Annotated in this window: 21 protein-coding genes; 15 read left to right on the forward strand and 6 right to left on the reverse strand. The window is 41.6% G+C overall.

All coding sequences use genetic code 11. From position 1 onward, the window contains the following. Window positions 1-88 precede the first annotated feature (88 nt). Window positions 89-1,228: a PEP-CTERM sorting domain-containing protein gene (locus tag ACSLUK_RS00720; protein ID WP_448546574.1), complete on the forward strand. Its 1,140-nt coding sequence runs from the start codon at window positions 89-91 to the stop codon at window positions 1,226-1,228. A gap of 6 nt (window positions 1,229-1,234) precedes the next feature. Here the strand turns inward: ACSLUK_RS00720 and ACSLUK_RS00725 are convergent, their stop codons facing one another. Beyond that, a complete protein-coding gene (locus tag ACSLUK_RS00725) occupies window positions 1,235-1,699 on the reverse strand; it encodes an EVE domain-containing protein (protein WP_448546575.1) in 465 nt (154 codons plus the stop codon). A 108-nt stretch (window positions 1,700-1,807) separates the two neighbouring features. On the opposite strand from ACSLUK_RS00725, the gene ACSLUK_RS00730 reads away from it, so the two are divergent. The 10 genes from ACSLUK_RS00730 (at window position 1,808) to ACSLUK_RS00775 (ending at window position 10,388) form a co-directional block, all read left to right on the forward strand. After that, the gene (locus ACSLUK_RS00730) at window positions 1,808-2,659 is read left to right on the forward strand and encodes an AraC family transcriptional regulator (RefSeq protein ID WP_448546576.1); all 852 of its coding nucleotides are present in this window, start codon (window positions 1,808-1,810) and stop codon (window positions 2,657-2,659) included. A 54-nt stretch (window positions 2,660-2,713) separates the two neighbouring features. Continuing rightward, the gene (locus ACSLUK_RS00735) at window positions 2,714-3,439 is read left to right on the forward strand and encodes an AzlC family ABC transporter permease (RefSeq protein ID WP_448546577.1); all 726 of its coding nucleotides are present in this window, start codon (window positions 2,714-2,716) and stop codon (window positions 3,437-3,439) included. Continuing rightward, the gene (locus tag ACSLUK_RS00740) at window positions 3,432-3,758 is read left to right on the forward strand and encodes a branched-chain amino acid transport AzlD family protein (protein WP_448546578.1); all 327 of its coding nucleotides are present in this window, start codon (window positions 3,432-3,434) and stop codon (window positions 3,756-3,758) included. The genes ACSLUK_RS00735 and ACSLUK_RS00740 overlap by 8 nt, the downstream gene beginning before the upstream one ends. A 125-nt stretch (window positions 3,759-3,883) precedes the next feature. After that, entirely contained in the window at window positions 3,884-4,441 is a 558-nt protein-coding gene (locus tag ACSLUK_RS00745; protein ID WP_448546579.1) for an NAD/FAD-utilizing enzyme, read from the forward strand. Between the two features lie 357 nt (window positions 4,442-4,798). Continuing rightward, window positions 4,799-6,205: a c-type cytochrome gene (locus ACSLUK_RS00750; RefSeq protein ID WP_448546580.1), complete on the forward strand. Its 1,407-nt coding sequence runs from the start codon at window positions 4,799-4,801 to the stop codon at window positions 6,203-6,205. 17 nt (window positions 6,206-6,222) lie between these two features. After that, on the forward strand, window positions 6,223-7,986 hold the full coding sequence (locus tag ACSLUK_RS00755) for a cytochrome c oxidase subunit I (protein ID WP_448546581.1): 1,764 nt from the start codon (window positions 6,223-6,225) through the stop codon (window positions 7,984-7,986). After that, window positions 7,983-8,663, forward strand: coding sequence for a cytochrome c oxidase subunit 3 (locus tag ACSLUK_RS00760; protein WP_448546582.1), 681 nt, complete (start codon window positions 7,983-7,985; stop codon window positions 8,661-8,663). The genes ACSLUK_RS00755 and ACSLUK_RS00760 overlap by 4 nt, the downstream gene beginning before the upstream one ends. 11 nt (window positions 8,664-8,674) lie before the next feature. Continuing rightward, complete coding sequence (locus tag ACSLUK_RS00765) at window positions 8,675-9,373, forward strand: heme-copper oxidase subunit III family protein (protein WP_448546583.1); 699 nt, start codon at window positions 8,675-8,677, stop codon at window positions 9,371-9,373. Between the two features lie 19 nt (window positions 9,374-9,392). Next, a complete protein-coding gene (locus ACSLUK_RS00770) occupies window positions 9,393-9,716 on the forward strand; it encodes a cytochrome C oxidase subunit IV family protein (RefSeq protein WP_448546584.1) in 324 nt (107 codons plus the stop codon). Beyond that, complete coding sequence (locus ACSLUK_RS00775; protein ID WP_448546585.1) at window positions 9,717-10,388, forward strand: SCO family protein; 672 nt, start codon at window positions 9,717-9,719, stop codon at window positions 10,386-10,388. It abuts the gene before it with no gap. A gap of 79 nt (window positions 10,389-10,467) precedes the next feature. On the opposite strand, the gene ACSLUK_RS00780 is transcribed toward ACSLUK_RS00775, so the two are convergent. Continuing rightward, window positions 10,468-11,217, reverse strand: a complete 750-nt coding sequence (locus tag ACSLUK_RS00780) for a substrate-binding periplasmic protein (protein ID WP_448546586.1) — start codon at window positions 11,215-11,217, stop codon at window positions 10,468-10,470. A gap of 170 nt (window positions 11,218-11,387) precedes the next feature. Here ACSLUK_RS00780 and ACSLUK_RS00785 point away from each other — a divergent pair, with 170 nt between their 5' ends. Together ACSLUK_RS00785 and ACSLUK_RS00790 are read left to right on the forward strand one after the other, a co-directional pair. Next, window positions 11,388-13,679, forward strand: coding sequence for a response regulator (locus tag ACSLUK_RS00785; RefSeq protein WP_448546587.1), 2,292 nt, complete (start codon window positions 11,388-11,390; stop codon window positions 13,677-13,679). A 93-nt stretch (window positions 13,680-13,772) separates the two neighbouring features. Next, window positions 13,773-14,351, forward strand: coding sequence for a hypothetical protein (locus ACSLUK_RS00790; RefSeq protein ID WP_448546588.1), 579 nt, complete (start codon window positions 13,773-13,775; stop codon window positions 14,349-14,351). Window positions 14,352-14,486: 135 nt separating this feature from the next. Here the strand turns inward: ACSLUK_RS00790 and ACSLUK_RS00795 are convergent, their stop codons facing one another. The 4 genes from ACSLUK_RS00795 to soxR all read right to left on the reverse strand — a co-directional run bounded on the left by ACSLUK_RS00795 (window position 14,487) and on the right by soxR (window position 17,122). Beyond that, a complete protein-coding gene (locus ACSLUK_RS00795) occupies window positions 14,487-15,020 on the reverse strand; it encodes a hypothetical protein (RefSeq protein ID WP_448546589.1) in 534 nt (177 codons plus the stop codon). An 81-nt stretch (window positions 15,021-15,101) separates the two neighbouring features. After that, window positions 15,102-15,893, reverse strand: coding sequence for a substrate-binding periplasmic protein (locus ACSLUK_RS00800; protein ID WP_448546590.1), 792 nt, complete (start codon window positions 15,891-15,893; stop codon window positions 15,102-15,104). A gap of 164 nt (window positions 15,894-16,057) precedes the next feature. Further along, window positions 16,058-16,600 carry a hypothetical protein gene (locus ACSLUK_RS00805; protein ID WP_448546591.1) on the reverse strand — a complete coding sequence of 181 codons (543 nt, stop codon included), beginning with the start codon at window positions 16,598-16,600 and terminating at the stop codon, window positions 16,058-16,060. 63 nt (window positions 16,601-16,663) lie between these two features. Further along, on the reverse strand, window positions 16,664-17,122 hold the full coding sequence (gene soxR / locus ACSLUK_RS00810; RefSeq protein ID WP_448546592.1) for a redox-sensitive transcriptional activator SoxR: 459 nt from the start codon (window positions 17,120-17,122) through the stop codon (window positions 16,664-16,666). A gap of 118 nt (window positions 17,123-17,240) precedes the next feature. On the opposite strand from soxR, the gene ACSLUK_RS00815 reads away from it, so the two are divergent. Then, window positions 17,241-18,326: an efflux RND transporter periplasmic adaptor subunit gene (locus ACSLUK_RS00815; RefSeq protein ID WP_448546593.1), complete on the forward strand. Its 1,086-nt coding sequence runs from the start codon at window positions 17,241-17,243 to the stop codon at window positions 18,324-18,326. Between the two features lie 3 nt (window positions 18,327-18,329). Further along, window positions 18,330-21,449 (forward strand): efflux RND transporter permease subunit, encoded by a 3,120-nt coding sequence (locus ACSLUK_RS00820; RefSeq protein WP_448546594.1) that lies wholly within the window; start codon window positions 18,330-18,332, stop codon window positions 21,447-21,449. Window positions 21,450-21,492 lie beyond the last annotated feature (43 nt).

Here is a 21,492-nt window from a genome sequence, read left to right on the forward strand (position 1 = left end):
CGCTAAGACTTTGATTCCATTTTAAGAGTTGTTTAACGGCGTGCCTTATGCATAAAAAATGGCAGTATCGCTCTTGTTAGGGAGTTAAATGATGTTTTTATTTAAACATTGGTTAAAACGTAGTGTTGTATTATCGCTGCTGATAATTTCTCCGTTGTTTCATGCAAACGCTACAATTACACTGCCAGATCCAGATTGCGGATTTGCAGGTGGTGATAATTGCTTAATTTATGACGACTTTACCGTCTTTTCTATGGCTTTCTTACAGTACAACTTGGACGGTTCGTTAAAGCCAGTCGCTAATGACACCTTTTACATCGACTCCAGCCCCGGTAAAATTGCTGATGACATAGTCATAGCTTCTTCTCCTGCTGCTGCGATAGATAACACTGATATTGGTACTAATTTAGATGATGCCTTTGAGTCGCCCGTGTCCAATGGTAACAATGTTGCCTTATTCGCCATGATGGCCGCTCATGAACCTACCCCTGATGGCTGGACAGGTGATAATGTCCAACAATCAGGCTCTATGTTGTCAAACCCTGATAATTTGGATATAGACAACGATGGTATTGGTGATGGCGACCTCGATGGCAAACTATCGCTTTGGGACATTCAAACCAGTGAATTAACTGACTTTTTGGATGGTGATGATCTGTTGTTTTTCTTCAACTTGAATGAAAAAGGTAATCAGGAAGCGCTTGATGCTGGACAAGATATGCTAGGTTGGATGCGGGTTTATTTAACTGATTCAGCAACCGGTGCGTCAGTATCTTTTACACTTTCTGGTAATAATACCGCTGCACCACTTATTCAGGCGCATGCACAACAGTCAGGAATAAACAATATTCTAACGGAAGATGAGGATTTATGGGCCTATGTTCGTGGTGAAATTTGTGTTGATAGCACTAATGGCGCAGTTCTGGCGTTGTCTTCATGTAGTTCGGCGGGTAATCCTGCCAATGGTGTGTCTGTAAACCAAAACCTCGGTGCAAATGCGGCAGCGTTTGGTTTGTGGAATAGTGATTTAAATGAAGCACTATATAGCGGTTTGTATGATGTAATGTCAGTAGATATGCGGATGGCACATATTGATAACGGTTATGATCAACTGTTTATCCGCGGTGGCAATGTCGGTGTGCAAATATCAGAGCCTTCCATGTTGGCGTTGTTGGCATTTGGTATTCTTGGCTTAGCATGGCGACAACGCATGCTGTATCGCAGATAACCAATACTATTCGTTTAACATCGCATTTATCGCATGCCAGTGGTCTTGTGCCACTGGCATTATAGATAGTCGATTACCCTTTCTTAACAACGCTAAATCTTCTAATGCCGGGTTTGCTTTTAGTTGCTTAAGCGTTAACAAATGCGTAAATTTCTTCTCGAAAGCGACTTGTACCGCAAACCACCTTGGTTCTTCTGGCGTTGATTTTTCATCAAAGTATTTGCTGTTAGGATCAAATTGAAAAGGATCAGGAAAGGCGGCTTTAATTATCTTGCCAATACCTGCTATACCTACGTTTTTACAGCTGGAATGATAAAAAAATATATAATCACCAACGGCTACTTTGTCGCGCAAAAAATTCCGCGCTTGATAGTTCCTGATACCTTCCCAGCATTCTCCCATTGGGCCGGATGCTTGGAGATCATCAATACTAAATTCGTCGGGTTCAGATTTAAATAGCCAGTAGTTCATTATTTACTCCTTGTTGAATTGATGATATTAACAAGTTCAACAGTTAATACCAAACCGACTGTTTATCACTAATTGATTATAGAGGTATAGCATCAAAAGGAGATGTGCTTGCTTGTTCAAACTAACAAAGATGACGTTGCTCACTATCAAATGGCACAAGTGCTTGATGGGTTAGAGATAGTTAATGCGTGTTATGTAAAGCGCACATTTGCTAAGCACGTTCACGAAGAGTATACCGTCGGACTCATTGAACATGGGGCGCAACGTTTTTATCGTAGTGGAAATGTACATGTTGCCGATCAGCATACGATTATTTTAGTGAATGCGGATGATGTACACACAGGAGAAGCTGCAACTGACTATGGCTGGCAATACCGTGCCATGTACCCGACGTTGGCACATTTTTCATCGGTAGCGCGAGAGCTCTTTCCAAACGGGCATTACTTGCCTTTTTTTCAATCTGCGGTTGTGCAAGACGAAATGTTAGCAAGACAATTACGGCAATTATTCTGGCATATTGATAATCATAGTGCCGCGCTGATGCTTGAAACACTGACGTATAATATCTTATTGGGGCTATTAACTCGTCATGCAACTAATCGCAGTTTGCCTAAAGATATCACTGGATGTCGTAGCAAATTATTACGTGCAAAAGAGTATTTGGACACGTATCCGCAAGAAGAGGTTTCGTTAGAATCCTTAGCAAGTATAGCTGGCTTAAGTCAGTACCACTTTGTTCGCCAGTTCAAAAAAACGTTTGATATTACGCCGCATAGCTATCAAATACAGGCGCGACTGAAAAAGGCCAAATCACTGCTCAAGTTAGGCGTGAAGCCTGTAGATGTGGCAATTGATTGCGGCTTTCACGATCAAAGCCATTTAAATCGCCACTTTACGCGCGTATTAGGCATCTCTCCAGGCAAGTTTTTCCAACAAGCAATTTTGTACAAGACGCATTAGAAATGATTGGTTAGTGTATCAATTACCTTTTTAATTGATTCACTGAGTATCATAATGTCTGAATCTTATTCTTTCACGACGGTAAAGAAACCTATGCCTAGTGGTGTGGTTCGTCAGGCAACGCTTGATGTGATGCCGCTAGCCCTAGCGACTGTGCCGTGGGGCATTTTATGCGGCTCTATGGCGATACAAATAGGTTTGACTGCGCTGCAGGCTCAACTCATGTCCTTATTGGTATTTGCAGGCGCGGCACAATTGGCGGCATTAACGCTAATGGGGGCGGGCAGTGCGCTCAGCTCAATTTATTCATCAACATTTGTTATCAGTTCACGACACTTGCTTTATTCTGCGGTGTTTCGCGAGCACATTCTCAAATACCGATTTAGTTTGCGCACGCTTTTGGCCTTCTTGCTCACCGATGAAATGTTTGCGTTGACTTGTGCGTATTTAGATAAACATAAAGTATTTAGTGCGATGTATGCGTTTGTCACGGGACTCGTTTTTTATCTTGTTTGGAATATCGCTACGTTTACCGGCATCTATTTGGGTCAGCAGTTACCTGATTTATCAGAATATGGTCTGGAGTTTGCCATTGCGGCTACATTTATTGCGATTGTAGTGCCATCAATTAAATCTAAAGCCACACTTTGCTCTGTCATTATAAGTGGTGGTAGTGCGTTGATTCTTACTGCGATTGAAAGTGAATATACGTTAGTGATTGCTACCATACTTGGTATGGTAGGCGGTTACGCTTTGTCTACGGAGAGCACCGATGGATAACTTTTGGATTATTTTACTGGGTATGAGCTTAATAACATTTTCATGTAGATACTTGTTTCTTTCTAAGACTATCGCCTTTGATCTTAATGAGCGCACTAAGCGGTTATTGAGTTTCACTGCACCGTCGGTTTTAACAGCGATGTGGGTACCTATTGTATTCATGGGACACAAAGAGTCTTCACATAGCTTTTTGGGAAGTCCTTTTTTGTGGGCAGGCATGCTTGCTTTGTTATTAAGCATGCGTAGCAAAAATACATTATTTATTGTCATTACCAGTATTGCATGCTTCGCGGTGATCAAAGTAAGCACTAGCATGTAAGGCCTGAAGGTAAGCTGGTACTTGCATTTCTTCTGCTATAATTAGGAGATAGTTGGTCAACTGCGGCTAACGGCTCCAGTCGTCCATATTTGTTAGGGCGATTAGCGGCTTAGTAGGAGAGTGTTATGTTAAGACATTACTACGTGACTGAAGATTTAGACGAGCTTGAAAGAGTTGAGTCCGAATTAGAAGAAAACGGCTTCACTGAACCACAAATTCATGTGTTAAGTGAGCGCGATGGAGATGTAGAAGAGCATCATTTGCATGAAGTTGCTGCGGTGCTGAAGCAGGATGTGGTTCATTCAACCGAATTAGGTGCGGTTGTTGGTGTTATTGGTGCAGCCTTATTATTAATGGTTGTTTATTTTCTTGGCTGGTATCAATCACCAGCTGGTTGGTTACCATTTATATTTCTGGCAATTATCATCCTTGGTTTTTGCACATGGGAAGGTGGATTCATTGGCATTCAAGAACCTAATGTGAATTTTGAACGCTTTCAGGCTTTACTACATAAAGGGAAACATATCTTGTTTGTAGATGTTCGCCCAGATCAAGAAGTGGCCATAGCGAAAGTGATGAAGATGCACCCCAACGTAAGTCCTAGTGGGTTTGGTGAGTCGACACCTAATTGGGTGGTCAAAGTGCAGGATTATTTCAGGAGCTTTATGAAAACTATGCCTTAAGGGCGTAGCGAAGCTCGGTTCCATATCTACTTTATTTAAGACAAAAGCTTCACGTTAATTCGTGAGGCTTTTTTGTGCTTAAACGCTGAGAAAATTACTTGTTTTTCAACTAAGTTTTAAGCTGATTCGACAATTATGGACTATGGTAATACTAGGGCGTGTAACTAACTGAAAGTGTACAGCAAAGGTCAACACGCTCTGAGCATTAATAATAAACATGGTCTGAACTATCTAATAGGTAAACGGTTTGAGTTGATAAAGTGTTCAATATATTCTGCCGTGTGTTGTTTCCGTATTAATAGGTAACTTTTCAGGCTATCTCTTTTGAGGCTGTTTTGTAAAAAAAATGGACCATTTATGGCGATAGCAATTGTATTAGTTCTGTTGGTCATTGGCTCACTAATCTTTCACTTTGTGAGCCCTTGGTGGTTTACGCCGTTAGCATCAAATTGGCAATCAGTAGACGACACTATTACCATTTCTTTATGGGTCGTCGGAATTGTGTTTGTTCTAGTGGGGCTATTCCTCGCTTACGTGGTTTACAAATACCGACATCAGTCTTCGCGGCGAGCCGAATATGACCCAGAAAACAAAAAGCTTGAGATTTGGTTGACAGTATTCACCACCGCGGGGGTTATCGCTATGTTGGCTCCCGGATTGGTTGTGTGGGCGGACTTTATTAACGTACCGGAAAATAGTACTGAAGTTGAAGTGCTGGGACAGCAGTGGAGTTGGAGCTATCGACTGCCGGGCAAAGATGACAAGCTGGGAAAAACACACGCTGACTTCATTACTGAGAACAACCCTTTTGGTATTGATCCGCTTGATATAAACGGTGCAGATGATCTGCTTGTTATGGATAACCAATTACATTTGCAGGTTAGCCAACCAACCAAAATGCTATTACGCTCCAAAGATGTTTTACATAATTTCGCTGTTCCTCAATTTCGCGTCAAGATGGACTTAGTTCCTGGTATCGTAACTTATGTTTGGTTTACACCAACTAAAACAGGCGCATATGAAGTTCTTTGTGAAGAATTATGTGGAATGGCACATTACACCATGCGCAGCAAAGTTATTGTTGATGATACGCAAGACTATCAACTGTGGCTGTCTACGCTGCCGACATTTGCTGAAACACAGCAACAACAGCACGCTAATATCGAACTTGGTAAACAAGTTTATCAAAGTTGTATTGCTTGTCATGGTGAGCAAGGACAAGGGAGCACTCAACTTAATGCACCTGCTTTAGCAGGATTAGGACAATCCTATATTGCTCGCCAATTACGCTACTTTAAATCGGGGGTACGTGGTGGAGAAGGTGCTGACCAATTCGCGCAGCAAATGGCAAGTATGTCTGTTGTGCTATCGAATGATGAGGCCATTCACAATGTTAGCGCCTACATCAACCAATTACCTGTTGAGTCGGCAACTAATTTACAATCATACATACCACACACACGGTCAAATGCTGCTTTGGCAACCCCTATCAATAAAGGAAAAGCGCTTTATCGTAATTGCAGCTATTGTCATGGCGACATGGCTCAAGGTAATTACGCAATGTATGCGCCTAGGTTAGCCGGCCAGCATCCTGACTATTTAAAAAGACAGATTCTCGCGTATCAATCGGGACAACGAGGCGTGCATGCTAAGGATGTTTTCGGTAATCAAATGCGGCTAATGGCGAGCATTCTAAAAGATGAATCTGCGATCGACAACGTCGTTTTATATATCAATACGCTTACCAGTGAGGCCAAGGAATAAATGATGGAGCTATTCTCGTGAGTGACACTAAACATATAGCCATTGCTGATCAAGCTGATGAATCAGCGCATCCAACAAGCTTCATAACTAAATATATTTGGAGCCAAGATCACAAAGTGATCGCGATTCAATATGCGATAACCGCGATTGCGGTTGGGTTAGTCGCATTGGTACTTTCGGGGCTAATGCGGTTACAGCTAGGGTTTCCAGAACACTTTTCATTTATCGACCCATCCGCTTATCTGCAATTTGTCACAATGCACGGCATGATCATGGTGATTTACTTGTTGACTGCGCTGCTTTTAGGGGGCTTTGGTAATTACCTCATACCATTAATGATCGGGGCACGAGACATGGTATTCCCGTATTTAAACATGTTGAGCTACTGGACTTACTTATTAGCGGTAATTGTTTTGATGGCGAGCTTTTTCGTCTCTGGCGGGCCTACAGGGGCAGGATGGACGCTTTACCCACCACAAGCTGTGCTAAGTGGCACACCGGGTGAACATGGCGGCATATTGCTGATGTTGATTTCGCTAGCAATATTTATTGTCGCATTCACTATGGGCGGGCTTAACTATGTGACGACTATCCTTCAAGCGCGAACTAAAGGCATGACGCTAATGCGTATGCCATTGACCATTTGGGGAATCTTTGTTGCGACAATTCTTGGGCTATTGGCGTTTCCTGCGTTGCTGGTCAGTGCAATCATGATGATATTTGATAAAGTTGTGGGTACCAGCTTTTTTATGCCAGCGATACTCTCTTTAGGCGAGAGTCTAGATCACACGGGTGGCAGCCCTATCTTATTTCAGCATTTATTTTGGTTTTTTGGTCACCCCGAAGTTTATATTGTTGCATTGCCTGCATTTGGTATGGTGTCTGATGTCATTGCTACCCATGCAAGAAAGAACATATTTGGCTATCGAATGATGGTATGGGCTATCGTCGCTATTGGTGGGCTTAGTTTCGTGGTGTGGGCACATCACATGTATGTGAGTGGCATGAATCCATATTTTGGCTTCTTCTTTGCTACAACGACGCTAATAATTGCGATTCCTACGGCACTAAAAGTCTATAACTGGATACTTACGCTATGGCGCGGCAATATCCATCTAACTGTGCCGATGTTGTTTGCCATTGGTTTTATTTTCACTTTTACCCATGGCGGTCTCACCGGCTTGATGCTAGGTAATGTTGTTATTGATTTGCCACTGTCGGATACCTATTTTGTGGTGGCTCATTTTCATATGGTGATGGGAGTATCGCCAATCATGGTGCTATTTGCCGCTATTTATCACTGGTTCCCTAAAGTTTCTGGGAAATTCTTAAGTGACCGTTTGGGTAAAATCCATTTTTGGGGCACATTTTTAGGAACCTACGCCATTTATTTACCGATGCACTACCTCGGGTTTTTAGGCGTTCCGCGTCGCTACTACGCAATGGGCACAACGGATTTCATACCAGAATCTGCACAGACGTTGAACGCTAGTATTACGGTGTCAGCGATCATTGTTGGCGTTTTTCAATTGGTATTTATTGTTAATGTGATTAAGAGCTTAAGAAGTGGCAAACCAGCTGATGGCAATCCCTGGCATGCCACTTCACTTGAGTGGCAAACAGAAAAAACGCCTCCAGGACACGGCAATTGGGGAGATACGTTACCTCAGGTACACCGATGGGCGTATGACTACAGCGTGCCGAACGTAAAACTGGACTACATTCCGCAAACAGTTGCCGTTCAAGATGTTGAGTATCAAGAAGAGGTTAAATCGTCATGAGTTGGTTTTCTACATTAACGGAAAAGCCTTGGCTGGCACAGGAGGCAGCTAATGGTGTGCCTCATTGTATTTATGACCAACAGCTAAAACGCACAAAAACAGCGTTGTACTTCATGTTAGCGGTGATTGGTGTGGTGTTTTTTTTGTTCATAATTACGCTACTTCAGCGCTCACAGTCATTTGATTTTCAGCCGTTGGCGGGTGAGATTTGGCGACCATTAACCGACACGCGATTGTTATGGCAAAACACGGTGATGTTGTTTTTGGCGAGCGTAATGCTTTTTATCGCGAACAGGAAAGCAAAGAAAGAGCAACAAAATACGGCGATGGTTCTCGTGACCTTATCCGCGTTTTTTAGCATATGGTTTATTCACGGACAAGTTTCAGTATGGAGCCGTTTGCTTGCTGAAGGGTACTATTTGACAAGTAACCCAGCCAATAGTTATTTCTACGTATTAACAGGGCTCCATGTTGTTCATATTGCGGTTGGTTTGCTTGTCATGCTACGAGTTTTTATTCATTTTTTCCGTCCTGCGACTCCGCAATCATTACGTAATTTCATTCAGCTTTCTGGGATTTATTGGCATTATTTATTTGTGATTTGGTTGGCGCTCTTTTCACTGCTAACCAGCGATAGCGAGACTTTTGCGTCAGTGGCCGCCTGGTGTGGATTCTAAGGAGGTGAGATATGACAAGTCAGAAACCAGATTCACACAGTGAAAAAACGTCTAAACAGGAGTCAGAAGGTTGGTCTGATGTGGTAAGCGATTGGGCGGCAGATAAGCAAGTCTTTGATATGTCATGGGGCAAGCTCATGATGTGGTTATTTTTGTTGAGCGATACCTTTGTTTTTAGCATCTTTTTAACGGCCTATTTGAATGTCAGAACATCAGTAACCGTAGATTGGCCTAATTCAAGTGAGGTATTTGCGCTTACCATCGCCGGCCACCATATTCCTTTAGTTTTAATCGCCATAATGACATTTGTGTTAATTACCAGTAGCGGCACCATGGCGATGGCGGTGAATTTTGCGTATCAAAAGCAAAAAGATAAGGCAGTCATGCTCATGCTGTTAACGGCGTTCTTAGGAGCTACCTTTGTTGGAATGCAGGCATTTGAGTGGAGCAAGTTAATCGTAGATGAAGGTGTACGACCATGGGGGAACCCAATGGGGGCTGAGCAGTTTGGCGCTGCATTTTTCATGATCACAGGTTTTCATGGTTTGCATGTGAGCGCAGGAGTTATTTACTTATTGGTTATCGCTCGCAAAGTTGCTCGAGGTGATTATGAACAAAAAGGCTATCAAATCGTTGAAATTACAGGACTGTATTGGCACTTTGTTGATTTGGTATGGGTTTTTATTTTCGCATTTTTCTACCTTTGGTGAGTTTAAATAAGGATTGAATATGAGTTCTGGTGCTAAGCAACAACATCCTATTAGCCTCTATTTAAAAGTTTGGCTCTTACTGTTTGTATTGAGTACGTTTTCATATTTGGTGGATTTCTATCAATTACAAGGTGTGTTGCGCTGGAGCCTTATTTTATTGTTTATGTTTCTTAAGGCTGGATTTATTCTGGCGGTATTTATGCACGTGTCGTGGGAACGATTATCACTAAAATTGGTATTGTTTGTACCACCACTCGCTATCGTAGTCTTAATCGCGTTGATGTATATGGAGGCAGACTATACGTTGCTAAATCGTCTATTTTCTTTTAGCGCAGACCGATAAATGATTAAGAAGCATCTGACGTTAAGCTTCGTTATTTTTTGCATATTGAGTGGCATTTATTTTTTAGTTAGTCCTTTGCTTAAGCCATATGCAAATGAATCACCGCCTAGAATCCAAGGCGTGTTATTGCAAACCCCGGTCGCTTTACCACGTATTGATTTAATCAACCATTACAATGAATTAGTAACACAAGATGCCTTCAAAGGAAGTTGGTCAGTTATTTCTTATGGTTATACTCACTGCCCTGACGTATGCCCGCTATTATTGGTTACGTTGACTGAAGTCGAAACAGAGTTAAGGCGTATCGCACCAGACATTAATTTGGCATTTTATTTCTATACGGTTGATCCGCTTCGTGACAACGTGGCGCGGCTAAAACAGTATGTCCCCTATTTTTCATCAACATTTGTCGGACTTAGGGCTATTTCAGCGTCAGATAAGGATGTTTTTGAGGAGAGTTTGGGGATTCAATCTGTTATCGATATACCTGATACCAATGATTTGACAACGTACACCGTAGGTCATAGTCAATCAATTTTTCTTGTTAATCCAAACGGGGCGCTTCAAGCAGTATTATTGCCAATGAATAGGGGGGGGGTAGCACAGCCGTTCAATAGTGAACAGTTAGTTACAGATGTTACTAGCATCATTCACCACTACCCGCAGATTTAACGGCAGGTAGTTGTTAACTGAACCGTAATTACGTTACTTGGTGCTACAAGTATTATTCGGCAATGCATCAAATTAGCACTTAGTATGCGGCAACAATGGAGGCTAATGTACCGTCGCGTTGAATAGTTTTTAGTGTGTCATTAACATGCTGTTGTGCTTTTTTGTCAAACGTATCTGACATGGCTAAGTGCAAGTTGTAGTCGGCGATAATGTTTGAGAAGTTGTGTAGTACATAATCATCCACATCGAGTGCTTCCTTGTCTAAGTTATATTTAATTCGCACATCCATTTCCACGAATCCTGCTTTATCGGCCAGCCTGTCTACCACCTTAAATGCCGCTTGATAGTTCTTGACGTTTATCGCGTTAATTTTCTTGTCTGCAATATACTCTTCCAGACCAGGGTAATTGAAGCCATGTAGTAGTACTACAGTTTTACCAAACATATCTTCGATTTTATTTATTGGGCTTTCTTGCTGTTTAGACGTAAGCAAAGCATGTTTGACTTGGAAAATTGGCATGTCTGAAAGGTTTAATGATTGAACTCCCGGCCAATTGGGTGAACCGAAGGTAATCCAATTCTTATAGCGATTGTCTTCTAGCATCTTAATCATGCGATTGAATGGCAAAGTGTGTATTTTTAATTTGTATTCTGGGCCGCTAAAAATACGCTTTACGATGTCAGTTACGATGCCATCGTGTTCTTGTTTGTTAATATGATTTTGAAATGGTTGGGCTTGATCTTGTATGACAAAGTAATTTATTTCAGTGCTGGCATGTGTGTTGCCTGCGAATGCTAACATGCTCAAAATGAGTAATATTATTCTCATATCAACTTCCTGTGATTTTATGTCTCACCTAAAATTTAGCTCATAGATCAAAATTTGCAAAACATCAGATATCTACTAGCCTAAATGATTATACCAATGCGCTTTTCTAACTTTATTCTTCATCATTAATGTCATGGAGCGAAACACTATGTTAAGGAAGACGTAAGCAAATGAATTTTAAACACTCTTTAGCCAAGCAACTGTTGTTTTGGATATTACTATCCAGTTCATTGTTAACGCTCATTATTACCAGTATTCATTTGTATATTGATTATACCAACGACATGTCTGCGATTGATGAAAGACTATACCAAGTTGAGAAAAGCTATTTACCCACCATTTCCAGTGCGCTTTGGGTAGAAGATGAACATCAAATTTCTATTCAAATGGAAGGAATATTAAATCTCCCAGAGGTCGTACTCGTGCAGCTATTTCGTGAAGGCAAGCTGGCGGCGTCTAAAGGAGAGAATAGTACTGAGCATTTTCGTGAAGGGCGCTGGCCAATCGTATATCAATTTGAGGGCAATGAAGAAAAGCTAGGTGAATTGTATGTGGTAACTGATTTAGCGCCAGTTTATGCACATTTAATCGATAAGTTGATATTAACGGCGGTTACGCAAGGCACCAAAACTTTTATCGCTTCGTTAGTGATTTTCTATATCGTGTATTTGCTCATCACCAAACATTTGCATCACCTTGCAGAGTCTATGTCGAAAGCTAATTTCAATAACGGCATACCTAAACCTTTATCACTCAAGCGTAAGAAAAATAAAGATGATGAATTGAACTATGTGGCTAACGCATATAACTCTATGTGTACCGCATTAGCGGATTCGTTTCAGCGTATTGAAGAGCAAAAGGAAGTTGCGGAACGTGCCAATCACTTGAAAGGTGAATTTTTAGCGAATATTAGTCATGAAGTGAAAACACCGATGAATGGCGTCTATGGTATGACACATTTGCTGCTGCGAACCCCGTTAGATAAAAAACAATTTGAATACGCAAAACATATTCAAAAAAGCGCGAATCATATGTTGGACTTGCTCAATAGCATCCTCGATTTTTCTAAGATAGAAGCTGGCGGTTTACAGTTAGAAAATCATGAATTTAATCTCGCAGAGCTAGCAGATGAAGTGGTTACTATATTTCGCCAAAGTGCTCATGATAAAAACATCGAGCTGTTGCTCGCGTTAAATGATGAAATTAGCTACTACATTATTGGTGATTCCACTAAATTGAAGCAAATTTTGGTTAACTTAGTGAACAATGCCATTAAGTTCACTGAAAAAGGCTCGGTATGTCTTAAAGTAGAAGTTAAACACTGTAAAAATGAAGTTTGTACTATAAAGTTTTCGGTTATTGATTCAGGGATTGGTATTGACGAAGACAAGCAACAACACATATTTGAAAAGTTCACGCAGGCAGAAAATTCAACAACACGTACGTATGGCGGCACAGGTCTAGGTCTTTCTATTTCTTCACGCCTTGTTACGATGATGGATGGCGAGTTAAAGGTAAAAAGTCAGGTCGGGGTTGGCAGTTGTTTTTCGTTTGAACTTGAGTTCCCGATGACGCAGCATCAAGTGCAAAGCCCTGACTATGATCTTGCTAAACTTTTTGGAAAGAAAGTGTTGGTGGTGGATGACTATTCATTTAATACCAAGGTAATGACCGAATTACTGGAAAGCTGGCAGATGCACGCCTTCTCTTCAAACCAGCCGGAACTGGCATTGGAAAACATTCAGAAATTTGATCAGGAAGGAGAACCTTACGATCTCATTCTAATCGATAAGAAAATGCCTAACATGGATGGCTATGAATTGTTTTCTGCATTAAGCAAGTGTCCGCTTAAAGTACGCCCTCGTGTGATAATGACATCGTCAAATACTGACGAGCAAGATCTAAAACTATGTAAAGACAAAGGCATCGATGGTTTCATTTCACTTCCTGCTGCACCTGAGTACATACTGCAGGTTATTCAAACTGTTGTGGGCAATGATAACGAATTTTTCAGCGCAGAAGAGTTGTTGTCAAAGCATAACCAAAGCAGTAAGAAAGCGATAATCATGTTAGTAGAAGACTCAAAAATTAATCAGCAAGTATGTTTGTGTGCGTTAAAAGACTATTTCCCTGATATTATCGTTGCCAACAATGGATTAGAGGCTGTAGAAATTTGGCAAAAACATCAAATTGATATTGTGTTGATGGATTGTCATATGCCTGTCATGGATGGCTTTGAAGCCACGAAGAAAATCAGAGAAATGGAGGCTGGTGGTTTGTCGCGCTCCGCTATCATTGCTATCACCGCAAGCGATGCAGATCACGACAGATCACGTTGTAAGGAAGTAGGCATGGATGATTTTGTTGCCAAACCATATTCCCCTGAGCAATTGTTTAAGGCTATTGTTAAGCAATTGCCAAAAGATAGAATGGATAGTATACAGGCTACGTCGAATCTTTAGCGCTTTGAATAGGTGATTGTCGCTAGGTTGCAGGTGTGTTAGTTTGAAAAATAAGCGTTTAAGTAATAAAAACAATAACAATAAGGAAAAGTTATGAAAAAACTTATCGTGCCGAGTTTAGTCGCTGCCATTGCCATGTTTATTTGGGGCTCCGTTTTTTGGATGAGTCCACTACCTTATAGCGCAACGGTGCCGTTGGATAACCAAGCGCAATTGCAGACTAAAATGGCGAATACTTTCACTCAACCGGGCACTTACCTATTTCCATCAATGATGCAGCAAGACGTTGAGCAAGAAGCAATTATGGCGCTTTATGAGCAAGGGCCGATTGTTATTGCGCAAGTGGCACCGGGACGAACTGCTTTTGATCCTATGGTTTTTGGTAAAGGATTTATCCATTATTTTGTTGTTGCGTTACTAATGGCTTGGTTGCTAACGCGTGTTTTCACCCAAAACGGCACATTTAGAGAAAAGTTTGATTTTGTTAGCAAGATTGCGTTCTTACTTGTTTTGTTTACACATGGCAGTGAGTTGATTTGGTGGGGGATTCCTGCTGGTTGGACGCTATGGACCGCGTTCTATGAGTTTATTGCGTTAGTATTAGCTGGAGTGGTATTAGCCAAAATGATCAAACCTGATACCGTAGCAGATGAGGCACCACAAGCCGCGTAAAGTTTAAAGCGTAAATTCTATAATCGACTAATACAAAACGGCGAACTATTGGGTTTGCCGTTTTTTTTGAGGGCGATTCTCAATCAATTTAAATCAATCTATCGTGAAACTAATACGTCTAGCCTAAGAGGTGATTCAAATTGTACGCTTACCTATGATGTCAAGCACTTCAGAACGAACCAACTGGCTGCTACTTGAATGGCTCAGTTTAAGATAAACATGCTTTGTTTGATAGTTGTACGGTAGCTCTGAAAAAAGAGTAAATGCTTTCTCTGCAACGTCGTTTTCGTGAGAAAACAGTAAAGGGTTAAGCAAACTAAGGTATGTTTTACTCATATTGCTTCGAAGCAGATCTAACATGATAAGCGTTTGTTCGGTTGTCATTACTGATTGTTTGGCAAATAGCCTAATGATGAGCTGATGTGGCAAACGATCATTAGACGCATCTTTCACTCTTGCTGCTGCGACTAGCATGTCATCAATATTCTCAGTTGTTAAACTTGCGATTAAAATACCACTGAGTTTTTCCTCACGCTTTTGCTTTCTTAAAAAAGACTCTGCCGTATATTGTTCAGGCGTTTTTAACGTTTGGTACTCAGAGGTTTTGCTGTTCTTAACACTAGACAAAACAGCTATGGAGATAATCGAAGTAATAAAAAGGAAGCGCATGATAATAAAATACTAAATTAACTTGTCGACCAGTCTAAAATAAGATTGTGCAGGAAATGTGGATGCGACGAACCACATCCATTAATTCGTGAGGTCTGTTGTTTCTGATATTTGCCACTTCTTTTGAATTTCTTTGAATCGATTTGATTGTTTTAGCTGCTGAAAGGCGTTGCGAAATTTTTCAACGGTCTCTATTGGGGTTTGCTTGGAGAATGCTAAACACAAGTTGCTTTCCAGCGATTTAATCTCGAACAACTTGTGCATGTTTTCAAACGGTAATCCTAACGAATTAGCCCGGTGTTTAAGTGATAATTCTGAGCCTGCGATGGCATCGACACGATGCCTAAATAGCATCTTCATATTTTGTGTTTCCATGACGACGCGTTTAATACTCGGATAATTCAGCTGAGTTAAGTATTGTTCAACATTTGAGTTTCTTTCGGTCGCAATACTGCGAGGAGAAAAAGATTCAATTGAATTGACGGTGTTAACCAATTCAGGGTCAAGCGACCAAACATAGAGCTTTTCGACGATTAAACTACCAATCCAATGAAACTTATCTTCGCGAAATGAGGTTCTGGCAATGGAAAATATTAAGGTGTTGGGTTGTCGTAAAGCAGTGTTATAGGCGCGTGCCCATGGCATTACTTGAATTTTATCTTGGTTATTAATCATAGTTTGCAATTCGCGTACAACGTCTATGGCAAAACCTGATAATTCCCCTGTAGGTCTGAGAATTTGATATGGTTCAAGATGTTCAGTGACAAAGTTTATTTCGTTTGAGTTTGAACAATGCGCTGCAGGAGGGAGCAAGATACTTGATAGCAGCAAAAAATAGAACCGTATTGAAGTAGCGCGTGATACTAGAAACATATGTAGTTATCTCGATAACTTACCGGCAAGATACATTGCATGACTGTAATTATTCCTATTGAGAGCGGTCTACTCCTATTGAGTATAGTAAACAATAAGTTATCGATAACTTTAATTAGTGTTCAGACACATCGATTACCGAGTTAGGTGACTAAATGTTCGCCTTAACCTGCATACTCAGTGATACCTAATAATTCTAGCACTTCGTCAATTTCTATCGTGGAGAATTGGCTGCGCTTGAGTATAGGAGGAATGTGGTTATTCACATAAGCAATGGAAATCTTTCGTTCGGTAAATGAATAGCCCATATTTTCTGCTGCCATTATCAAATGTGATGAAATATCCCGTAGATTTTGGATAAACCTTTGTACTTCGTATACATCCTCAATAATAATTTGCTGATTCTTGATTAGGTAATTACCAGTGCGGATGCGTCCATAAATTGGTGAAGCATATTCGAGCACGTTGTCTGTGGTACCAAATGAACCGAATTCATGTAGTGATAAGACAATACGTGTCTGCATATTGTCTGTGACTTCAATTTTGAGTTTATCAAAGCCGTCAATTGTTTGCGCGATGGCTTTGTTACCTTCCTGATATATATGCCATTGACCAACAAAAGACTCCGCCATTGCAGCGGGTAATAACATTATGAACATAAGCACAATGCGGATAAGCGTTATGCTGGCGGAACGAATAATCATCATACTGTGCACTTTATCTTAATCGACTGCACACCGGTAGTTATATTGCGTAACAAAATATACCTATTATTGTCGGTCATCCTGTTCCGGATGGTAAATGTGTGGGCCTGGGCCTTTCTTAGCCAATCTGTCTCTCGGGTTTGCTAGTCTGCACTTTTCGATCGATAAACAACCGCATCCGATGCACTCATCTAGATTGTCTCGTAAATCAATGAGTTGGTTTATTCGGTGATCTAGCTGTTCTCGCCATTTATTAGATAGTTTTGTCCAGTCTTCTACTGTCACTTTCTTATGGTTTGGCAAGGCTGACAGGGCGTGTTTAATTTCTGTGAGTTGAATGCCGGACTCTTGTGCAATGCGAATAACAGAGATAATGCGCAATATATCTCGCGTGTATCGCCTATGGTTTGCGTGATCCCGATGTGATGAAATTAGTCCCTTTTTTTCGTAAAAATGTAGCGTTGATATCGCGATGCCTGCGCGCTCTGCAACTTCGCCTACGGACAATTCATTACCTTTTAGCATGATACTTTTTCCAAATAAGCTGTTGACCTAAAGTATAGTTGAGGTAGTAGCATGCCGGCAATTGTTTTAAGTACGACAAATAGTTTTGTCAGTGTTTACCAAAATTTAAGGGGACGTTATGCGTTATTTATCATGGACTTTAACGGTTGTTATTACGGCACTTACAGTGTCAGGGTTATTTGTGTATAAGCAGGCACAATCGGCTGAATCTGCTAATCAATCCAATTATGAGCCTGCTATTGCAGTAGAAGTAAGTCGCACAAAGGCGGTTACTTTTCAACAGACGCGGGCAGTCTCAGGCACTATCAAACCAAAAAATCACCTCATAATTAAGAATGAACTGGCAGGTAAAATTGCCAAAATTCATGTTGCTTCAGGCGAAGTCGTAGAGGAAGGTCAAGTGTTGCTTGTTATTGAACATGATGAAGAAAGTGCTCAACTGGCCGCTGCCAAAGCGAGGCTCAAATTATCTCAACTAACATTATCGCGATTTCAAACTTTGGCGAGGTCTGAGCGTATTAGCAAAGAAAAAGTGGATGCTGCGCAATCTGATGTTGCTATCGCGAAAGCTGATGTTGCCAGAATCGAGAGTCTTATCGCCAGAAAAACACTACGTGCTCCGTTTGAGGCGTTCGTAGGTATTCACGATTTGAAAGAGGGAGAATATTTAGATACCAACGAAGTGGTTGTTGAGCTAGTGGGTACTGAACGTGAAGTCTGGGTGGATTTCTATCTACCGCAAACATACCCGCTGCTAATGCCTAAATCGACAGTGAAAGTAACATTTGTCGGTAGTAAAGCACAAGAACGTGAAGCGACTATCGTTACCCGCGCCAAGCATGTATCGGTTGAAACTCGTCAACTCCATTATCGCGCAACATTGACGGTTGATCATCAAGCGTTGGTCGCCAACCAATTGGTACGCGTAACTGTGCCAGTGACAGAGCCTGTGGAAAACCTTGCTATACCGGCTTTGGCCATTGTTCGTGATCAAAGTGGCGATTATGTGTATCAGCTTAATGCTGATTCAGAAGGCACGTTCAGGGCAGAAAAGGTGAAAGTAAAGGTGGCCGTTATCAATCGCCAGCAAGCGGTTATTTCACAAGGGGTAACAGACAATACGTTGGTAGCGACCAAAGGCGCGTTTAAACTCTATCCCGGTGCTAAAACGCATTTTGATCAATCGATTGCTAATGTGGAGTAAGTCATGAGTCATTCAAATCGAAAAATCACCGATATTTTCGTTAATCGCCCCATCCTTGCGTTGGTTATTTCACTGATTATCAGTATTGCTGGCTTGTGGGCGGTTAAGCAAATAACCGTTTTACAATTTCCTAAAATTGAAAGTGCTTCGCTGACCATTGAAACTACCTATATTGGCGCTCAACCAAGTATCGTAAAAGGGTTTGTTACTGATCCGATAGAACGCATTGCTGCAACTGTGCCAGGTGTTGAATATGTTGATTCAGAAACTAAGGCTGGATACAGCAAAGTGACAGCGTGGTTGGCACTCAATGAGAATAGCACCATGGCGCTGGCTGAATTGAATACCCGCCTAAGTCAAATCGGTTTTGAACTGCCTTCTGGTGCAGAAGATCCCGTGGTCTCGGTGACACGCGCCGACCGCCCTTATGCCGTATTTTACTTAAACGTGTCATCAGAACATATGAACTTAAGTGAATTGAGTGATTATCTGACACGCCAGATTAATCCCAGTATTAACAATATTGCTGGTGTTCAACGAGTTGGTATTGAAGGTGCACGTACGCCTGCTATGCGCATATGGTTGCAACCGACGTTGCTTGAATCACTGAATGTAAGTGCTGCAGAAGTCTATCAGGCGCTCTCGGTTAACAATCAAATTTCAACATTAGGTTATTTAGACAACCAAAGTAATCGCTTGGATGTTGTCGCTAATACACAGCTTTCCAGCGTGGAAGACTTTGAGCAGATCATCATTAAAGAGAGTCATCAAGGCACGATATTTCTTGCTGATGTGGCAAAGGTTGAGATTGACGCTGAAACGCCACAAAATACCGCGCGATTTGATACTGAGAATACGGTGTATATTTCTGTATGGCCGCTACCGGGCGCAAACGAGCTCGAAATTGGTAATGCGCTATATCAGGTTGTTGAAACCCTAAACCAGAAAGATACGCAGGGTATTCACATTAACCTCGCTTATGACGGCACGTTGTATATGCGAGACGCAATCAATGAAATCGTCATTACTTTGTTTGAAACGGTTCTCTTAGTAGGTATTGTGGTGCTATTACTGATGGGATCTTGGCGTACGGCTTTAGTACCGCTAATTACCATCCCAATTTCATTGTTGGGTGCTATAGCTGCTATTTGGCTTATGGGCTTTAGTCTCAATCTCTTAACGGTTCTTGCCATAGTGCTGTCTGTTGGCCTTGTCGTGGATGATGCAATTGTGGTGGTAGAAAATGTTGCTCGCCATATGCGCAGCGGTATGTCTAAAATTGAGGCGGCGTTGCTGAGTTCTCGTCAATTATTGGTGCCAATTATTTCAATGACGCTGACGTTGGCGCTCGTATATGCACCAATTGGCTTTTTATCAGGACTAACGGGTGCGCTTTTTAAAGAGTTTGCTTTTACCTTAGCTGTTGCCGTAATGGTTTCAGGAATCGTAGCTATAACGCTGTCACCGATCATGAGCGCGCACGTTAACCCCGAAGGTGGGCAGGAAGGTCGCTTAACGAAAAGAGTCAACCGCATATTTGAGTCTGTACAAACACGTTACAGTAAGTGGCTAACACAGTTGTTATCACGCCAAGGACAGGTTAGTTTTGTCGCTATCGTACTGATGTTACTCATCGTTCCTTTTTATCTGTTTTCAGCAAAAGAACTCGCACCGATGGAAGATCAAAGCAGTGTAACTTTGGTGATGCAGTCTCCTCCTGATGGCTCATTAAACTATACCGAGCAGCACATTACGCCTGTCGTTGAAGATTTACTAACGATAAAAGGCACCGAGCAAGTATGGCAAATATTAATGCCTAGCGGTGGTTTTGGCGGGCTTGAGTTTGCCCATGCGAAAGAACGTGACTACACCACTGCGGAAAAACTGCCTGAAATTTATGGCCGCCTTTCACAATCAACGGGTCTAAATATCTTCCCGGTTTTACCTTCGCCTTTGCCTACAGCGGGTCAATTTGATGTGGAAATGGTGATCAAGTCCAGTGATAACCATTACGACATGAATCAGTATGCGCAACAGTTAGTGCAATCCGCTTATCAATCGGGACTGTTTATGTATGCAGATACTGATTTGAAAGTCGATCTGCCACAACTTGAACTCGTGCTTGATAAGCAGAAAATCGCTGATTTAGGTTTAACAGTCGCGCAAGTATCGAGCGAGTTGTCGACCTATTTATCAACCAACTTTGTTAATCGATTCGAGCATTTTGGCAAAGCATATCGCGTTATTCCGCAAGTAGGAGACAACGCTAACGTCGACCCGGACCAAATATTGTCGCTTACCATTCGAGCAGCAAACGGCGAGTTAATTCCTTTTGCTGATTTTGTTGAACTTAAATGGTTAACAGTACCAAGAGCATTAGGCTCATTTGCGCAGCAAAATTCATTCAAACTCTATGGTGGTGTTTTACCTGGGGTAACGAAAGGGCAGGCTTTGCAAGCCATGGAAGATATTGCTCGAGAAGTGTTGCCAACGCATTATTCTATTGATTACGCAGGCGAATCACGCCAAACCAAAAAAGAAGGCAATAGTTTGTTAACGGTGATGGCGGTGTCGCTATTAGTAATCTTCCTATTACTTGCGGTGCAATTTAACAGCTTTAGAGATCCGCTGGTCGTATTGTTGGGGAGCGTGCCACTGGCATTGTCGGGGGCTCTAGTGTGGTCTTATCTATCATTTACTACATTGAATATTTACTCGCAAATAGGCTTAGTTACGCTTGTAGGTCTGGTGGTTAAAAATGGAATCTTGATTGTTGAATTTGCCAATCATTTACAAACTATTGGCAAGGATAAAATGACGGCGATTGTTGAAGCTGCCAAAACGCGTTTGCGTCCAATTCTGATGACAAGTGCAGCGACTATTTTAGGACATTTTCCGCTGATTCTGGTAACAGGTGCAGGTGCTGAATCGCGCAATAGTATCGGCATCATCTTAGTTGCTGGCATGTTTATTGGCACGATTTTTACACTCTTTATTTTGCCAACGATTTATTTACTCATTGCCGAAACACGTAGTGTGGAAATTTCAAAAGGGAAAGTTACCCGTATTAATCAGGAAGAACAAAGTGCGGCCGCTGATGCTGCAATGGCTAAACTTGCTTAATTTGAAATTGTTGAGCACTTTAATCACGCCTTTAGCGAATATC

The organism is Thalassotalea fusca, from assembly GCF_053485835.1.

What these genes read in the sequence shown, in the direction of transcription:
- ACSLUK_RS00735 (WP_448546577.1), top strand. Translation starts at nt 2,714, where the DNA reads ATGTCTGAATCTTATTCTTTCACGACGGTAAAGAAACCTATGCCTAGT.
- ACSLUK_RS00775 (WP_448546585.1), top strand. Translation starts at nt 9,717, where the DNA reads ATGATTAAGAAGCATCTGACGTTAAGCTTCGTTATTTTTTGCATATTG.
- ACSLUK_RS00760 (WP_448546582.1), top strand. Translation starts at nt 7,983, where the DNA reads ATGAGTTGGTTTTCTACATTAACGGAAAAGCCTTGGCTGGCACAGGAG.
- ACSLUK_RS00720 (WP_448546574.1), top strand. Translation starts at nt 89, where the DNA reads ATGATGTTTTTATTTAAACATTGGTTAAAACGTAGTGTTGTATTATCG.
- ACSLUK_RS00785 (WP_448546587.1), top strand. Translation starts at nt 11,388, where the DNA reads ATGAATTTTAAACACTCTTTAGCCAAGCAACTGTTGTTTTGGATATTA.
- ACSLUK_RS00800 (WP_448546590.1), bottom strand. Translation starts at nt 15,893, where the DNA reads ATGTTTCTAGTATCACGCGCTACTTCAATACGGTTCTATTTTTTGCTG.
- ACSLUK_RS00795 (WP_448546589.1), bottom strand. Translation starts at nt 15,020, where the DNA reads ATGCGCTTCCTTTTTATTACTTCGATTATCTCCATAGCTGTTTTGTCT.
- ACSLUK_RS00750 (WP_448546580.1), top strand. Translation starts at nt 4,799, where the DNA reads ATGGCGATAGCAATTGTATTAGTTCTGTTGGTCATTGGCTCACTAATC.
- ACSLUK_RS00765 (WP_448546583.1), top strand. Translation starts at nt 8,675, where the DNA reads ATGACAAGTCAGAAACCAGATTCACACAGTGAAAAAACGTCTAAACAG.
- ACSLUK_RS00740 (WP_448546578.1), top strand. Translation starts at nt 3,432, where the DNA reads ATGGATAACTTTTGGATTATTTTACTGGGTATGAGCTTAATAACATTT.
- ACSLUK_RS00790 (WP_448546588.1), top strand. Translation starts at nt 13,773, where the DNA reads ATGAAAAAACTTATCGTGCCGAGTTTAGTCGCTGCCATTGCCATGTTT.
- ACSLUK_RS00770 (WP_448546584.1), top strand. Translation starts at nt 9,393, where the DNA reads ATGAGTTCTGGTGCTAAGCAACAACATCCTATTAGCCTCTATTTAAAA.
- ACSLUK_RS00725 (WP_448546575.1), bottom strand. Translation starts at nt 1,699, where the DNA reads ATGAACTACTGGCTATTTAAATCTGAACCCGACGAATTTAGTATTGAT.
- soxR (WP_448546592.1), bottom strand. Translation starts at nt 17,122, where the DNA reads ATGCTAAAAGGTAATGAATTGTCCGTAGGCGAAGTTGCAGAGCGCGCA.
- ACSLUK_RS00745 (WP_448546579.1), top strand. Translation starts at nt 3,884, where the DNA reads ATGTTAAGACATTACTACGTGACTGAAGATTTAGACGAGCTTGAAAGA.
- ACSLUK_RS00815 (WP_448546593.1), top strand. Translation starts at nt 17,241, where the DNA reads ATGCGTTATTTATCATGGACTTTAACGGTTGTTATTACGGCACTTACA.
- ACSLUK_RS00805 (WP_448546591.1), bottom strand. Translation starts at nt 16,600, where the DNA reads ATGATGATTATTCGTTCCGCCAGCATAACGCTTATCCGCATTGTGCTT.
- ACSLUK_RS00820 (WP_448546594.1), top strand. Translation starts at nt 18,330, where the DNA reads ATGAGTCATTCAAATCGAAAAATCACCGATATTTTCGTTAATCGCCCC.
- ACSLUK_RS00780 (WP_448546586.1), bottom strand. Translation starts at nt 11,217, where the DNA reads ATGAGAATAATATTACTCATTTTGAGCATGTTAGCATTCGCAGGCAAC.